Annotated in this window: 13 protein-coding genes and 1 tRNA gene; 7 read left to right on the top strand and 7 right to left on the bottom strand. The window is 67.4% G+C overall.

Annotation, left to right across the window (positions count from 1 at the left end; genetic code table 11):
* Positions 1–423: 423 nt before the first annotated feature.
* Positions 424–972, bottom strand: a complete 549-nt coding sequence (locus tag JD292_RS05735) for a hypothetical protein (protein WP_200131783.1) — start codon at positions 970–972, stop codon at positions 424–426.
* A 165-nt stretch (positions 973–1,137) separates the two neighbouring features.
* Here JD292_RS05735 and JD292_RS05730 point away from each other — a divergent pair, with 165 nt between their 5' ends.
* Both JD292_RS05730 and JD292_RS05725 read left to right on the top strand, forming a co-directional pair.
* A complete protein-coding gene (locus tag JD292_RS05730) occupies positions 1,138–1,860 on the top strand; it encodes a DUF4352 domain-containing protein (protein ID WP_200131782.1) in 723 nt (240 codons plus the stop codon).
* 211 nt (positions 1,861–2,071) lie between these two features.
* Positions 2,072–2,311, top strand: coding sequence for a PLDc N-terminal domain-containing protein (locus tag JD292_RS05725; RefSeq protein ID WP_369411161.1), 240 nt, complete (start codon positions 2,072–2,074; stop codon positions 2,309–2,311).
* A gap of 79 nt (positions 2,312–2,390) precedes the next feature.
* Here the strand turns inward: JD292_RS05725 and JD292_RS05720 are convergent, their stop codons facing one another.
* From JD292_RS05720 to JD292_RS05710, 3 genes are all read right to left on the bottom strand, one after another.
* Positions 2,391–2,732, bottom strand: coding sequence for a hypothetical protein (locus JD292_RS05720; RefSeq protein ID WP_200131781.1), 342 nt, complete (start codon positions 2,730–2,732; stop codon positions 2,391–2,393).
* A gap of 2 nt (positions 2,733–2,734) precedes the next feature.
* Entirely contained in the window at positions 2,735–3,190 is a 456-nt protein-coding gene (locus JD292_RS05715; RefSeq protein WP_200131780.1) for a prevent-host-death protein, read from the bottom strand.
* A 303-nt stretch (positions 3,191–3,493) separates the two neighbouring features.
* Positions 3,494–3,584: transfer RNA gene (locus JD292_RS05710), tRNA-Ser, on the bottom strand.
* A gap of 95 nt (positions 3,585–3,679) precedes the next feature.
* Here JD292_RS05710 and radA point away from each other — a divergent pair.
* Entirely contained in the window at positions 3,680–5,002 is a 1,323-nt protein-coding gene (gene radA / locus JD292_RS05705) for a DNA repair protein RadA (RefSeq protein WP_200131779.1), read from the top strand.
* Positions 5,003–5,068: 66 nt separating this feature from the next.
* Complete coding sequence (locus JD292_RS05700; protein ID WP_200131778.1) at positions 5,069–6,574, top strand: malate:quinone oxidoreductase; 1,506 nt, start codon at positions 5,069–5,071, stop codon at positions 6,572–6,574.
* A gap of 86 nt (positions 6,575–6,660) precedes the next feature.
* Here JD292_RS05700 and JD292_RS05695 read toward each other — a convergent pair whose 3' ends face one another.
* Positions 6,661–7,440 carry an HAD-IIB family hydrolase gene (locus tag JD292_RS05695; RefSeq protein WP_200131777.1) on the bottom strand — a complete coding sequence of 260 codons (780 nt, stop codon included), beginning with the start codon at positions 7,438–7,440 and terminating at the stop codon, positions 6,661–6,663.
* A complete protein-coding gene (locus JD292_RS05690) occupies positions 7,437–7,868 on the bottom strand; it encodes a DUF6941 family protein (protein ID WP_200131776.1) in 432 nt (143 codons plus the stop codon). Before JD292_RS05690 ends, JD292_RS05695 begins: the two co-directional genes overlap by 4 nt.
* Before the next feature lie 112 nt (positions 7,869–7,980).
* Here JD292_RS05690 and argF point away from each other — a divergent pair, with 112 nt between their 5' ends.
* The 3 genes from argF to JD292_RS05675 are packed head-to-tail and all read left to right on the top strand — an operon-like array spanning position 7,981 to position 10,962.
* Positions 7,981–8,904 (top strand): ornithine carbamoyltransferase, encoded by a 924-nt coding sequence (gene argF / locus JD292_RS05685; RefSeq protein ID WP_200131775.1) that lies wholly within the window; start codon positions 7,981–7,983, stop codon positions 8,902–8,904.
* A gap of 37 nt (positions 8,905–8,941) precedes the next feature.
* Positions 8,942–10,405 carry an argininosuccinate lyase gene (gene argH, locus JD292_RS05680; RefSeq protein WP_439649265.1) on the top strand — a complete coding sequence of 488 codons (1,464 nt, stop codon included), beginning with the start codon at positions 8,942–8,944 and terminating at the stop codon, positions 10,403–10,405.
* Complete coding sequence (locus tag JD292_RS05675) at positions 10,402–10,962, top strand: GNAT family N-acetyltransferase (RefSeq protein WP_369411160.1); 561 nt, start codon at positions 10,402–10,404, stop codon at positions 10,960–10,962. The genes argH and JD292_RS05675 overlap by 4 nt, the downstream gene beginning before the upstream one ends.
* Before the next feature lie 155 nt (positions 10,963–11,117).
* On the opposite strand, the gene JD292_RS05670 is transcribed toward JD292_RS05675, so the two are convergent.
* Positions 11,118–12,431 (bottom strand): MFS transporter, encoded by a 1,314-nt coding sequence (locus tag JD292_RS05670; protein ID WP_200131774.1) that lies wholly within the window; start codon positions 12,429–12,431, stop codon positions 11,118–11,120.
* Positions 12,432–12,483 lie beyond the last annotated feature (52 nt).

Below are 12,483 nucleotides of genomic sequence, written 5' to 3'. Positions count from 1 at the left end.
ATGTGGGGCGTTTGCCTCGAAAATAACGGGTGATCTGGGGGTGCTTCTGGGGCGTACGCCCCGGCACGTTTTTCGCGCGAGCGCAGTCGCCGGAATATCTGCCTCGTGCGACGCCGAAGGGTGCACAGAAAACTGCCAGGAAAAGGGGCGCGAACTGGGGTCCGCGTGCTGCGCTGAGGAAGATTCCGGGGTGGGGTGGGTAGCGTGCGCGGAGCTCCGGTGAGCCGTGGATGGAGGGGAGACCCTCGGAGCCGCTCGGGCGAGCCGACCGAAATCGGGTCGAGTCGTAGAGAGGCGAATAGATCACAGTCACCGCGTGCCCGTGAGTCAAGTCGTCGCTCTCAGGCCAGGGACGAAGCGGTCTGGCCCAGGAGTCGCTTGCGGCCGTCGTGGTCGGCAGCCGCAGAGGAGGTGAAGACCCAGTTACCGTTCGCCGCGGAGAAACTCCGCCAGGGTCGGAGGGGAGTCGGTCCGCTCGAAGACGATGTTCAGCCCGCTTTCCGGGTGGTAGGTCCAGGTCGCCTGGTGGTCTTTCCACCGTTCATTGAGGGTGCCGTCGACCGCTCGGGTGTTTCCGATCTTGAACTCGAGGGAATCGGGTGCGCCGATGCTGCTCGCAAAGCATTCGATCTCGCTCGCACTTGCCCGGTTCGGTTCAAACTTCGCTGCATCATCGAACCGGATCGACTCTCCGTCATCCTGCACGCTGTATCCGAGTGAGTTGATGCCGCACGCGTCCGCCAACTCGCCAAATTCGTACTCTCGATTGAGGAGCGTCAGCTTATGGGCGTGTCTGATCTCGCCGCTCAGCTTGATGAACAGGATGAGTGCCGCGCTGGCTGCGAGGAGAAGCACCAGCGTGCCTGCGGCGGCCGCCACCCAGATCGCCCACGTATGGCGCCGACGGGGAGTTGGCGGAAAACCATCGCCTCCGCTGCGCTCGGGAAAGGATGTGGGTACATTATTGTGCACAGGCAAAGAATAGCGTCGATCTCGACTTTCCTTGTTTCGGGCTGCAAATCGCGCGGACCAGGATGGAGCCACGGATCCGGGGGACGATCCTCGCTGCGGTGTACTGGACGCGTCCGGATCCGCCGTGTCTGTGACGGCAATCGAGCGAGACGAGATGGAGCGGCCATGACCAACGACGAAACGACCGTGGAAGCGGGGCCTGTGACGGACCTCCCGGTGCGGGGCCGGGGTCGAATGATCACGTTCCTCAGTGTTGCCGGGGCGGCCGGTCTCCTCGTGGGATCCGCGCTCGGATACGTCGTCGGTGCGAATTCCGTCGGGGAGCGCGGCACGGCGGCGAGCCCAACGGACGAGGCGGCATCGTCGACCGAGAGCGACTCTTCCGTTAGCCCCGAAACGGAGACAGGTTTCGGGGCAGCGGAGTCGGACCCGCACCTGAGTGAGCGCGGCAACCCCATCAAGCGTGTCGGAGAAGTCGCCGCACTGGGGCAAAACGAGGCGGACGAGGTGAGTTTCACCGTTACCAAGATCACGCTCGATCCCACCTGCTCGGGCGAGTATCCGCAGGAGCCGAAGAACGGTCACTTCATCAGGCTGGATGTGCAGGTCGAGTCAACGAAGCAGGGCACCGGTGACTTTGACTTCGCATTCTGGAAGTGGATTCGTCCTGACGGGACGACGGCAAATGTCGATCCGGGCCAGGACGGCAACGGGTACATGTGCCTCGCAGACTCGGAATCTCTTCCGCGCTACATCGGGCCCGCGGAAAAGGCCACCGGAAGCATCGTTCTTGACGTGCCTGACACGCACGGAACCCTCATCGCTCAACCGTCCTACGCGGGAATGACCGGCGCCTGGCATTGGGAATGGGCGGTTCCAGCCGAATAGCGCGGGGTCCTGGCATCAGGACACCCGCCCGTTGCGCGACCGTCCCAAGTCGCCAACACGGCGCTTGGTGGTGAGGGCAAAACGGCCGAATGCCTCATGTTGTGGACTCCAAATGGCCGAGCACTTCGGGCACTCAACGGCTGTGGCGGTGCTCGCCGTGGGAGAATGCACGGGAGCGCGGTACCGCTCTGAGGCAACAGGAGGCTGACCCGTGGACAACGCAGCAAATCCCCTCATCCCCACTGCATACGACCTTGTGTGGACGGCGCTCGCGCTCGCCGCGATGACCCTCCTCGTCATCGCACTCGTCTCTCTGCGCCGTCACCGCCCCGCGCTTACCTCGGGGCAAGTGCTGACCTGGAGCCTGCTGGCGATCTTCCTTCCCGTCATCGGGCCGGCCGCCTGGCTGCTTGCGGGCCGCCCAGTGCGTTCGGCCGCAGCAGTGGAGTAATGGCCCTCGGCGCTGAGAGCTGAGGCTGAGCCGGACGAGCGGAAGTTCAAAGTCGACCCGGATTATCCCCGCCGGTCTACTACTCAGTTTGCTTCGGGTGGTTCGTGCATGCCTTTTCGAGACATGCCGTTTGGTCCTCGACATAAAACCAGATGCGGGCGCCATTCCCCTGCGAAGGTTTGTGCTGCCATCGTTCATGGCTCGCACCATTTCGGCTCACCGTTGCCAATTCGCCCCTCAACGGATAGTTCGTGGGCGTCTTGCGGTGAGGAGCCGGCGTGAGGAATTCCCGCGCCTCCACCATCAGGTTCCGGTGAGTTGCAATCAAGTCGCGCCACCCCCGTTGGGCAGCCGCCGATCCTGCCACTGTCTTGTATTCGGAGTTCCTGATCGGCCGGTTGACCTGCTGCTCTTTGCCCATGGTTATGGGCGTGTGATCGTGTCGTTTCGGTTGAGCCATTCAACCGGCTCGCCTCGAAAACCGGCCGCAAGCGCTTCTGCCGTTTCTCGCCATGACTGGAGCTCAACCACGGCGAGATGTGGCTGCTCAGTGGCGAACGCGGCGCGCGCGGCGTTGACCAAATCCTTCGCGCACTGATCTCGATCAGCTGCTGACAGTGCGAACATCCAGGGGAAATGATCCGCCATGCGTTCCGTGAGGGACCCGCGATCGTCCGTGGTGATCGCGATCAACTGAGCCGCAAACTCGAACAGCTGCCGCCGCGAATCAGCCTCACGCTCGTTCATGAGCACGAAAGACTCTGCGTCCCGGCGGGTCACCGTCACCGCGCCGCTCTCGGCCGCGGCAAAAACGGCGCTGGGGTTCCGGCTCAGTTCCGACGACTGGAACTCGGGGCGTGCCGCAGCACTTGTGTTCATGGGGGCAGGGTAATTCAGATCACGATCTGAACTCAAGGGTGCTCTGTACTCCACGGCACGAGTTGGAGACGCTTCGGGATGAACCCTGATGTCAACCCCTGGGCGTTCGAGCGGGTGCTTCGGGCGACGCGCCCGCGGAAATGTCTGCTCCGCCTTGGCCCGTGCAATTTCAACACGGGCCTGTCCGCGAGCGATCGGGCACGTGCCGAACTGAATGGCGAGGACGCTGCTGCCGTCAGGCGTAGTGAAACGAAGAAACCCCCGCGATCCCAGTGTTTCCAGGGGATCAAGCGGGGGTTTCAGTGGCGGTGACGGTGGGATTTGAACCCACGGTAGGGGGTTACCCTACACGACTTTTCGAGAGTCGCACCTTCGGCCGCTCGGACACGTCACCGCGGAAAAGCATACGGGATTCGGGGTGCTCGCGCGAATCGACGCGGAATCGCATCGGATCCCGTGCGTGTCGGTGGCCGCCGCTAGGCTCGCGGCATGGCGAAAGCAACGGCAGGATACGCGTGCACCGAGTGCGGCTGGCAGACCACGAAGTGGGTCGGCCGCTGCGGGGAGTGCCAGCAGTGGGGCACGGTCGAGGAGCGCGCTCGCGCTGGCGCGTCGCTCGCGCGCACCACGCAGGTCGTGGTGCCCGGCGCTGGCCGAGAGGCCCGGCCGATCACGGAGCTCACGGGTGATGCGGTGCGCCATCGCCCCACCGGTATCGGCGAGCTGGATCGGGTCCTCGGGGGAGGGGTCGTGCCGGGCGCCGCGATCCTGTTCTCGGGTGAGCCCGGGGTCGGCAAGTCCACGCTTCTCCTCGACGCGGCCGCGAGGGCGGCCGAGGGCGGGGAGCGCGTGCTCTACGCGAGCGGTGAGGAATCCACGGGCCAGATCCGCATGCGCGCCGAGCGCACGGGCGCGCTGCACGACACGCTCTTCCTCGCGAGCGAGACGGATCTCGCGACGGTGCTCGGCCACATCGAGGCCGTCGATCCCGCGCTCGTGATCGTTGACTCGGTGCAGACGCTCGCGAGCGACCAGATCGACGGGGCGCCCGGCGGCCCCTCGCAGGTGCGCGAGGTCGCGGCGGCCCTGATCAGGGCAGCGAAGCAGCGGGGCACTCCGGTCATTCTGGTCGGGCACGTCACCAAGGATGGCTCGGTGGCCGGCCCGCGCCTGCTCGAGCATCTCGTTGACGTGGTGTGCCACTTCGAAGGGGACCGGCAGACCGCGCTCCGCTTCCTCCGCACACTCAAGAACCGCTACGGCCCCACGGACGAGGTCGGCTGCTTCGAGATGACGGATCGCGGCATCTCGGAGGTCCCCGATCCGAGCGGACTGTTCCTCAGTCGCGCAGCGGCACCGGTGAGCGGCACCTGCGCCACCGTCGCCATGGAGGGGCGCCGCGCGCTCCCCGTCGAGGTGCAGGCGCTCGTCGCGAAGAGTGCGACGCCCAATCCGCGCCGCGTCACGAGCGGCGTCGATCCCTCGCGGGTCGCCATGATCCTCGCCGTCCTCGAACGAAGGGCCGGCGCCCGCCTCCACGACCAAGACGTCTACGTCTCTACCGTCGGCGGGGTAAAACTCGCCGAACCCGCCGCCGACCTGGCAATCGCGCTCGCCATCGTGTCCGCGATCACGGATCGTCCCCTCCCGCACGATCTCGCCGCGTTCGGCGAGATCAGCCTCGCTGGCGAGGTCCGCCCCGTCGTCAGTGGCACGCAGCGCGCGGGAGAGGCGCGGAGACTCGGCTACGCGCGCATCGTCGACGCCGGATCCGGCACCCTCGATCAGGCCAGGAAGCATGCCGGGCTGTAGGCGTCGCCGCGGTGCACGACACTTGCCGCACGAAGCACTACGGAATGGCGAGTAGACTTGCGCCCTGTGAGTAAGAACACGGTAGATGTCGTCCTGATCGGCGGAGGCGTGATGAGCGCCACCCTGGGCACCCTCATCAAGCAGGTCCAGCCCGACTGGTCCATGGAGATCTTCGAGTCGCGCACCGAGGTCGCCACCGAGAGCACCAACGCGTGGAACAACGCGGGCACCGGCCACGCGGCGCTCTGCGAGCTCAACTACATGCCGGAGGGCAAGGACGGCAGCCTGTCGCCCGCCAAGGCCATCGACATCAACGAGCAGTTCCAGCTGTCCCGCCAGTGGTGGTCGACGCTGGTCGAGCAGGGCATCCTCGGAGAGCCCTCCACCTTCATCAACCCGACCCCGCACATGACCTTCGTGCGCGGCGAGGACAACGTCGACTACCTGCGTCGCCGCTACGAGATCCTCAAGCAGGAGCCCCTGTTCTCCGACATGGAGTTCAGCGACGACCCCGAGGTCATCGCCGAGTGGGCCCCGCTCCTCGTCGACCGCCGCGCAAAAGACGAGGTCTTCGCGGCCACCCGCTCCGAGAGCGGCACCGACGTCGACTTCGGCGCCGTCACCCGCCAGCTCTTCACCTACCTCTCCGAGAACGGCGCAAAGCTGCACCTCGGCACCGAGGTGAAGAAGGTCAAGCGTCGCGCAGACGGCACCTGGGACGTCTTCACCCGCAACCGCTCCGGCTACGGCCGCCGCATCGTGAACGCGAAGTTCGTCTTCGTCGGCGCCGGCGGTGGGGCCCTGCAGGTCCTCCAGTCCTCGGGCATCCCCGAGATCAAGGGCTTCGGCGGCTTCCCCATCAGCGGAAAGTTCCTCAAGACCTCCAACCCGGAGATCGTGAAGGAGCACCGCGCCAAGGTGTACGGCAAGGCCGCAGTGGGCGCGCCGCCCATGTCGGTCCCGCACCTCGACACGCGCATCGTCGACGGCAAGGAGAGCATCCTCTTCGGGCCGTACGCGGGCTTCAGCCCGAACTTCCTCAAGAAGGGCTCCTGGTGGGATCTGCCCGGCTCGATCCGGCTCCACAACCTCGGCCCCATGATCAAGGTCGGCCTCACCCAGTGGGGCCTCGAGAAGTACCTCCTCGGCGAGCTCATGGCGAGCCGCGAGAAGCAGATCGAGACGCTCCGCGAGTACATGCCGACCGCTCGCTCCGAAGACTGGGAAATGATCACCGCGGGCCAGCGCGTGCAGGTCATGAAGAAGGACCCCGAGAAGGGCGGCATCCTCCAGTTCGGCACCGAGATCATCACCGGCGCGGAAGGCACGATCGCCGGCCTGCTCGGCGCGTCCCCCGGAGCCTCGACCGCGGTCTACGCGATGCTCGCGGTGCTCGAGCGCTGCTTCCCCGAGCAGTACGAGCAGCAGTGGAAGCGCGTCTTCAAGCAGCAGGTCCCCTCGCTCGGTGAAAGCCTCAACGCGAACCCCGAGGCAGCAGCGAAGAGCCTCGCCGCGACGAACGCCGCGCTCAACCTCAAGCCGGCCGCGGCCGAACTCGAGCCCGGCAACTAGGCACCCACCCGGGAACACCGGGAACGGAAACGCGAAAGCGGGCGGTCCATTCGGACCGCCCGCTTTTCGTTTCCATCACAACCGGGCTATTCGGCGAGCAGCCCCTCCAGGAAGTCCGCGGTGTCCTCCCAGTCCGCGACCGCGTGACACGGCACCCCGAGCGCCTTCACCGGGAAGTCGTTCCCGTCCGGATCGAGCCGATCGCCGACGAACAGCATCTCCGCGAGCGGGATCCCCGTCTGCGCTTCAAGCTTGCGCATGCCGTACGCCTTGTCGATCCCGCGCCGGGTGATATCCACCGACGTGGACCCACCGCTGCGCACCTCCAACTCGGGAAGCCTGGCAGCAACCGCCGCACGCAGCGCGTTCTTGCGGGACCCGTCCGGATCCCACGCCTGCTTCGCGGCGACGGGGGCGCGCTGCCCGAGCGCCGAGAACGTGACCTGCGAGCCGCGATCCTCGAGGATCTCCCCCCACGTCTCCGACTCCCACAGCCCGAGCCGCTCGGCCTCCTCGCGGAGCGCGACGAAGGCCGCATCCCGTTCCTCGGGTGAGAGATCCTCCTTGTAGAGGGTCGACCAGCCGCCATCGACGCGCTGCTCGTAGCGCGTGCCGCAGGTCGGCAGCAGATGCAAGCGGGCGAGGGACGCCTCGGCGACACCCGCGCGTTCGAGCCGCTCGAGCAGCTGCGTCTGAAACTGCTCGAAATTCCCGCCCGAGATCACGGCGACCGTGGTGCGATCGAGCAGGCGACCGAACACCTCGAGCATGCGCGGCTCGACCGCAGACTTCGACGGCGCGAGCGTGTCGTCGAGATCGAACGCGACGAGCGGAGGGACGGGTGCCGTGACGCGCTCGCCCGTCACTCGCCGCCCTCCCCGTCGACATCGGGCATGGTCGTCGAGTTCGCGTAGAAGCGGACGTCGACGCGCTCCAGACCGGTTCCCTCGAAGATGATCCGATACGAGCCCGGCATCGGGATCTGCGCATCCTGCAGCGCGAACACCATGGGAATGTAGCCGAAGCTGTCATTGCCGCCGCCCAGGCTGAAGTTGCCCTCGAGGCTGAACAGCTCGCCCCCGCCGACCGCCGGCTCACAGCGGGCGCGGAAACTCCGTTCCGGATCGCCCCGGCGGGCCTCGTTCTCGTCATACTCGACCACAACGACGAGCGTCGCCCCGAGCTTTGCGGGGAACTCCTGCCGGTTGATCGTGTTGATGAAACCGGAGAGCACGCCGAGCGTTCCCTCCCGCACGTTCGCCGCGTCAGCGAGAAATGCTGCTGCAACCCGCATTGGGTACCTCCGTCAGTCTGGATTCTGATCCAACTCTGCCACAGGGCCGGGCGAGCGGAGCTGGGGATCCTGTTCCCCGCGTCGGGTACCACCCGCCCAGTACACTGGACGGGTGGTACGACACTTCCTGCGCGATGATGACCTGAGCCCCGCCGAGCAGCGCGAGGTTCTCGACCTCGCCGCCGACCTCAAGCGCGAGCCGTTCGCCGCGCGACCGCTTGAGGGGCCGCGGTCCGTCGCCGTGTTCTTCGACAAGACGTCGACGCGCACCCGCTTCAGTTTCGCGGCGGGGATTGCGGAGCTGGGCGGGAACGCGATCATCGTGAACCCGGGGGAAGCGCAACTCGGGGTCAAGGAGACGATCGCGGACACCGCTCGGGTGCTCTCGCGGATGGTGTCGATGATCGTGTGGCGCACCTTCGATCACGCGGGCATCGTTGAGATGGCGGAGAGCGCGAGCGTCCCGGTCATCAACTCGCTCACCGACGACTTCCACCCGTGCCAGATCCTCGCCGACCTGCAGACGATCCGGGAGCGGAAGGGCGAGCTCGCTGGGCTCACCGCCACCTACGTCGGCGACGCCGCGAACAACATGGGGCACTCGTACCTGCTCGGCTTCGCGACGGCCGGCATGCACATCCGGGTCGCGGGGCCCGAGGGGTATCACCCGCGCGCCGACATCATCGCCGACGCCGAGCGGATCGCCGCGGAGACCGGGGGATCCGTCACCGTCGTCACCGACCCGATCGAGGCGGTCTCGGGCGCGGATGCCGTCATCACCGACACCTGGGTGTCGATGGGCCAGGAAGCCGAGAAAGCGGAGCGGATCAGTACTTTCGGCGCCTATCGCGTGACGCCGGAGTTGATGGCGCACGCGAAGGACGACGCGATCTTCCTGCACTGCCTCCCCGCGTACCGGGAGTACGAGGTCGCCCCCGAGGTGATCGACGGCCCGCAGAGCGTCGTCTGGGACGAGGCGGAGAACCGGGTCCACGCGCAGAAGGCGCTCATGGCCTGGCTGCTCGCGAAAGCCTGATCCCGCGCACCGCGCCCGCCGCCGCTAGGCTGGAGGGGTGACTGACGCGAACGTGAACACCCCCGCAGGCAACGAGGCAGACGAGCACGGCAACCGCGCCGCCGAGGCCGGCGCGCTGTGGGGCGGCCGATTCGCGAGCGGGCCGTCGCCCGCGCTCGCGGCGCTCTCGAAGTCGACGCAGTTCGACTGGGTGCTCGCCGACTACGACATCCGCGGATCGAAGGCGCACGCCACGGCGCTCGCCGAGGCGGGCTACCTCACGGCCGATGAACTGCGCGAGATGCGCGCCGGGCTCGACGAGCTCGCGGCCCGCGTCGCCGACGGCAGCGCCGTCCCCGCCGAGGACGACGAGGATGTGCACTCGGCCCTCGAGCGGCTCCTCATCGATATCGTTGGCGTCCAGCTCGGCGGCAAGCTTCGCGCGGGCCGCAGCCGGAATGACCAGATCGCGACCCTGGTCCGCCTCTACCTGCTCGATCACACCGCGATCATCCGCGGCATGCTGCTCGACCTGCTCGACGCGCTCGCGGAGCAGGCGGGCAAGCACCCCGAGGCGATCCTCCCCGGTCGAACCCACCTGCAGCATGCGCAGCCGGTGCTGCTCGCGCACCAGATCGCCGCGCACGCGTGGCCGATCGTCCGCGACCTTGAGCGCCTGCGCGACTGGTCGGTGCGCGCGAGTGCCTCGCCCTACGGCGGCGGTGCGCTCGCTGGCTCGTCGCTCGGCCTCGATCCGCGCGTCGTCGCCGACGAGCTCGGCCTCGGCGAGCCGCTCGAGAACTCAATCGACGGCACCGCTGCCCGCGACGTAATCGCCGAGTTCGCATACATCTGCGCCCAGATCGGCATCGACCTCTCCCGCCTGAGCGAGGAGATCATCATCTGGAACACGAAGGAGTTTGGCTTCGTCCGCCTCCACGACGGCTACTCGACGGGCTCGTCGATCATGCCGCAGAAGAAGAACCCCGACATCGCGGAGCTCGCGCGCGGCAAGTCCGGACGCCTCATCGGCAACCTGACCGGCCTGCTCGCGACGCTGAAGGGGATGCCCCTCGCCTACAACCGCGATCTGCAGGAGGACAAGGAGCCGGTCTTCGACTCGGTCTCCCAGCTCGAGGTGCTGCTCCCCGCGTTCACGGGCATGGTCGCCACGATGAGCTTCGACACCGAGCGCATGGCGGCGCTCGCCCCGCAGGGCTTCTCGCTCGCGACCGACGTCGCCGAGTGGCTCGTCAAGCAGGGCGTCATCTTCCGCGACGCGCATGAGATCTCGGGCGAGCTGGTCCGCTACTGCGAAGAGCGCGGGATCGAACTGCACGAGCCGAGCGATGAGGAGTTCCTCACCGTCTCCGAGCACCTCACGCCCGGCGTGCGCGACGTGCTCACGATCGAGGGATCCGTGAACTCCCGCACCGGCGCTGGCGGCACCGCGCGCGTCCGGGTCGACGAGCAGCTGGCCCGTCTCGCCGAGCGGATCGCGGAGTTCCGCGCTTCGGCGTGACCGGGGAACGCGCGCGCGGATCGGCCCGGTGGCCCCGCGCGTGCGTGATCAGCACGGCCCGGTTCCGGCTGGAGCCCATCGCTGAGGTGCACGCCGCAGAGATGTCCGCCGTGCTTTCGGACCCGGCGCTGTACCGGTACATCGGTGGAGAGCCACCGACCGTGCAGGATCTTCGCGCGAAGTATGCGCGCCAGGCCGCGGGGAGCTCGCCCCGCGGAGACCAAGGCTGGCTGAACTGGATCGTGCGCTCCCGGGGGTCCGGTCGCGCCGCGGGATATGTGCAGGCGACCGTCTCCGAGGAGTCGGATATCCGGATCGCCAATCTTGCCTGGGTGATCGCGCCGGAGTGGCAGGGCATGGGCTACGCCACCGAGGCCGCCCAAGTCATGTTGGAATGGCTGCACGGAAAAGGAATCACGGAATTCCGCGCCAGCATTCACTCGGAGAACTCGGCTTCGCAGGCCGTTGCGTACAAACTCGGTTTCCGCGCCAGCGGTCAGCTCCTCGACGGTGAAACGGTGTGGGCTCTGCGCCGGGAGGCGAACCCACCTGCGTAGCGAGGGCGCGAGCGTCTGTTCTTTTGGCAGCGTGAGACGGGGCCCGTTGTGCCGGGGCGATGTTTCGGTCTGGTGAGACCACCCTGGCTGTTGCCTTGAACTTGCGGCGTCGGGCGGGATCGAATGCCCGGAGGTGAGGTGCTGATCTGGAGCAGTCACCCGGTTTTCTCAGAGCGACGATCGTCTGATTTGTCGGGCCCACTGCCGAGCAGCGCGGAGGATGACACCAGAACCAGTCCGCCGAGCGTTAGTATCCCGATCGCAGCGCCGCCGCCCAGGGTCTGCGTATAGGCACCCGCCAGCGCTGAGCCCGCGGCCGCACCGATGTTGTGAGCCGTCGTCACCCAGGTCGTTGCCCCGTTGCGGAACGCGGGATGCGCCTGAGTCTGCGCGACGAAGGTTGCGGCGATCAGGATCGGGGCAAAGAAGAGTCCGGCGCCCCCGAGCGCGAGGGGGACTGCAATCGAACCAGTCGCGATCGCGATCGGTGCGCACGCGACGCAGAATGCGAGCGCGAGGATCCGGAGCTGCCGGACCGTTGGCAGCGGGAGGGGGAGGCCGCCGAATAGGAGCCCACCAACCATGCTTCCGCACGCGAACGCGCCGAGAGCGATTCCTGCGGCGGCTGGGCCGCCAGAGTCAGCGAGGAGACTCGGGACGGCAACCCCGATCCCGCCCGAGAGCGCTCCTGCCGCGACCACTGGGAGCAGGATCCCTGGCCGGAACTCGCGACGAGACCTCCATTTGGGTCGCCTCGGACGCGCGTTTGTGCGCACGCCCGAGGCATCATTGATTGGCTCTGTTGCCTGGGCGGACCGAGCGGCGCTTCCCGCGGGGGTCTTTGGTGTCGCGCCTCCCGTGCCCCGCAGCGCGCGGACCGCGGGAAGCGAGGCGAACACGGTGCCGCCCACAGCGATGAGCGCCGCGGGCACGAGCAGCGCGAGACCCGGCGGCATTCCGGCAAGCAAGAACCCTGCGACTGCCGGCCCGCCGAGGTACAGAACATCTTCGACGATGGCGTCGAGGCTGAGCCCAGTGCGGAGCTCTGGTTCGCCGGGGCAGAGCTCGCCCCAGACGACGCGCATGGTGGGACCGAGCGGCGGCGCGACCGCACCTGCGAGCGTGGCGAGCGTGGTGAATACCGGGACGTTTGCGCCGACGAAGGAGAGGATCGCGATTCCGGCGGTGACTGCGGCAAACGCCACGGTGAAGGTCGTGAGGGCGGGGCGCGCGCCAGCGCGATCGACGCACCACGCACGAAGCGGACCGAGGAAACCGGCGCCCGCGCCATACAGGCCGAGGGCGACACCCGCCGCAGCATACGACCCGGTCGCGTCGAAGATCGCGAAGAGGAGCGGCAGGAACACCAGTGCAAAGCCGGTTCGGCCGACGAGCGAAATGGCGAATGTGAGGGGGACGTGGGGGAGCGCGAGCACGTCGAGATAGCGCGCCCGCTGAACGGGGGACACGAGTGAGGTTCTCCAATGAAGTGCGCGTCATGGACGCGCGGCTGATCAGTTC

The sequence above is a fragment of the Leucobacter edaphi genome (assembly GCF_016522535.1).
Taxonomy (GTDB): Bacteria; Actinomycetota; Actinomycetes; order Actinomycetales; family Microbacteriaceae; genus Leucobacter; species Leucobacter edaphi.
Note: the sequence above shows the minus strand (reverse complement) of the source record. Positions and strands in the feature narration are given on the sequence as shown.

Coding starts and splice junctions, on each gene's coding strand:
- JD292_RS05730 (WP_200131782.1), top strand. CDS start 1,138: ATGACCAACGACGAAACGACCGTGGAAGCGGGGCCTGTGACGGACCTC.
- JD292_RS05720 (WP_200131781.1), bottom strand. CDS start 2,732: ATGGGCAAAGAGCAGCAGGTCAACCGGCCGATCAGGAACTCCGAATAC.
- JD292_RS05715 (WP_200131780.1), bottom strand. CDS start 3,190: ATGAACACAAGTGCTGCGGCACGCCCCGAGTTCCAGTCGTCGGAACTG.
- radA (WP_200131779.1), top strand. CDS start 3,680: ATGGCGAAAGCAACGGCAGGATACGCGTGCACCGAGTGCGGCTGGCAG.
- JD292_RS05690 (WP_200131776.1), bottom strand. CDS start 7,868: ATGCGGGTTGCAGCAGCATTTCTCGCTGACGCGGCGAACGTGCGGGAG.